A 2,888-nucleotide genomic window follows, 5' to 3' on the forward strand; every position below is an offset into this window, starting at 1 on the left:
TGGTGCAATCAAACATTTATGGAGAGTTTGATCCTGGCTCAGGATGAACGCTGGCGGCGTGCTTAACACATGCAAGTCGAACGATGAAGCTGGAGCTTGCTCTGGTGGATTAGTGGCGAACGGGTGAGTAACACGTGAGTAACCTGCCCTTGACTCTGGAATAAGCGTTGGAAACGACGTCTAATACCGGATACGAGCTTCCGCCGCATGGTGAGGAGCTGGAAAGAATTTCGGTCAAGGATGGACTCGCGGCCTATCAGGTAGTTGGTGAGGTAATGGCTCACCAAGCCTACGACGGGTAGCCGGCCTGAGAGGGTGACCGGCCACACTGGAACTGAGACACGGTCCAGACTCCTACGGGAGGCAGCAGTGGGGAATATTGCACAATGGGCGCAAGCCTGATGCAGCAACGCCGCGTGAGGGACGACGGCCTTCGGGTTGTAAACCTCTTTTAGTAGGGAAGAAGCGAAAGTGACGGTACCTGCAGAAAAAGCACCGGCTAACTACGTGCCAGCAGCCGCGGTAATACGTAGGGTGCAAGCGTTATCCGGAATTATTGGGCGTAAAGAGCTCGTAGGCGGTTTGTCGCGTCTGCTGTGAAAACTGGGGGCTCAACCCCCAGCCTGCAGTGGGTACGGGCAGACTAGAGTGCGGTAGGGGAGATTGGAATTCCTGGTGTAGCGGTGGAATGCGCAGATATCAGGAGGAACACCAATGGCGAAGGCAGATCTCTGGGCCGTTACTGACGCTGAGGAGCGAAAGCATGGGGAGCGAACAGGATTAGATACCCTGGTAGTCCATGCCGTAAACGTTGGGAACTAGATGTAGGGGCCATTCCACGGTTTCTGTGTCGCAGCTAACGCATTAAGTTCCCCGCCTGGGGAGTACGGCCGCAAGGCTAAAACTCAAAGGAATTGACGGGGGCCCGCACAAGCGGCGGAGCATGCGGATTAATTCGATGCAACGCGAAGAACCTTACCAAGACTTGACATATACGAGAACGGGCTAGAAATAGTTCACTCTTTGGACACTCGTAAACAGGTGGTGCATGGTTGTCGTCAGCTCGTGTCGTGAGATGTTGGGTTAAGTCCCGCAACGAGCGCAACCCTCGTTCTTTGTTGCCAGCACGTAATGGTGGGAACTCAAAGGAGACTGCCGGGGTCAACTCGGAGGAAGGTGGGGATGACGTCAAATCATCATGCCCCTTATGTCTTGGGCTTCACGCATGCTACAATGGCCGATACAAAGGGCTGCAATACCGCGAGGTGGAGCGAATCCCAAAAAGTCGGTCTCAGTTCGGATTGAGGTCTGCAACTCGACCTCATGAAGTCGGAGTCGCTAGTAATCGCAGATCAGCAACGCTGCGGTGAATACGTTCCCGGGCCTTGTACACACCGCCCGTCAAGTCATGAAAGTCGGTAACACCCGAAGCCAGTGGCCTAACCCGCAAGGGGAGGAGCTGTCGAAGGTGGGATTGGTAATTAGGACTAAGTCGTAACAAGGTAGCCGTACCGGAAGGTGCGGCTGGATCACCTCCTTTCTAAGGAGCATGGCAGCTCGTCTTTTCCGTCTCTGCGGTATACACAGAGTTAGAGGAAGACGAATTTATGTTGCCAAGTCGTACTGCCCTGTTCGGGGTAGACGGCGCTCATGGGTGGAACATTGACATTGTGATCAGAGGAACTGTTGTTTCTTTAGTACGCCAGCTTTTGTTGGTTGGAANGTTTTCGTCTCTGCGGTATACACAGAGTCAAAGATTGCCGAATTTATGTTGCCAAGTCGTACTGCCCTGTTCGGGGTAGACGGCGCTCATGGGTGGAACATTGACATTGTGATCAGAGGAACTGTTGTTTCTTTAGTACGCCAGCTTTTGTTGGTTGGAACGAGGGGTTTCAGGGGTGCTGGTCTTTGCACGTTGTTGGGTCCTGAGGGACCGGGCATGAACCTTTTGGGGTTTGTGTTCGTACCTTAGGGCCNACGAGGGGTTTCAGGGGTGCTGGTCTTTGCACGTTGTTGGGTCCTGAGGGACCGGGCATGAACCTTTTGGGGTTTGTGTTCGTACCTTAGGGCCGTAAACATCCGTAAGGGTGTTTGGGTCAACGGATCCTGGTGCTGCTTCCTTTCGAGGGGGTGGTGGGGGATACCGCCCGTATTTTGAGAACTACACAGTGGACGCGAGCATCTTAGATTCGACCGAAAGGTCGAATCACAAGAAATAACAATTGCTGTCATGCCTTTGGGTGTGGCAGTTCATTGGTCAATCTCAACACTTAGGTGTTGCGATCGATTCTTATACTCATGTGATATCAATTTTCTAAGAGCAAACGGTGGATGCCTTGGCATCTGGAGCCGAAGAAGGACGTATAAATCTGCGATAAGCCTCGGGGAGCTGATAATAGAGCTTTGATCCGAGGATTTCCGAATGGGGAAACCCCGCTGGGCGTTGCAAGACGACTCAGTGACTCCCGCCTGAATATATAGGGCGGGTAGAGGGAACGTGGGGAAGTGAAACATCTCAGTACCCACAGGAAGAGAAAACAACCGTGATTCCGTTAGTAGTGGCGAGCGAAACCGGAAGAGGCCAAACCGATCATGTGTGATAGCCGGCAGGCGTTGCATGGTCGGGGTAGTGGGACTTTTCAGCTGTTACTGCCGTACAGCAAGGATTACAACGATATATAGACGAATGGGATTGAAAGCCCAGCCATAGACGGTGCCAGCCCGGTAGTCGAAATGTGTCAATGGTCCGAAGAGTATCCCAAGTAGCACGGGGCCCGAGAAATCCCGTGTGAATCTGTCAGGACCACCTGATAAGCCTAAATACTTCCAGATGACCGATAGCGGACAAGTACCGTGAGGGAAAGGTGAAAAGTACCCCGGGAGGGGAG

General features: G+C 53.0%; 2 rRNA genes. Both read left to right on the plus strand.

The window, feature by feature from the left end:
- Nucleotides 1-15: 15 nt before the first annotated feature.
- Nucleotides 16-1,540 (plus strand): 16S ribosomal RNA (locus tag I6E58_RS14090).
- Nucleotides 1,541-2,304: 764 nt separating this feature from the next.
- A 23S ribosomal RNA gene (locus I6E58_RS14095) occupies nucleotides 2,305-2,888 on the plus strand; the annotation flags it as partial.

The organism is Salinibacterium sp. SWN1162, from assembly GCF_015864675.1.
Classification (GTDB): domain Bacteria; phylum Actinomycetota; class Actinomycetes; order Actinomycetales; family Microbacteriaceae; genus Rhodoglobus.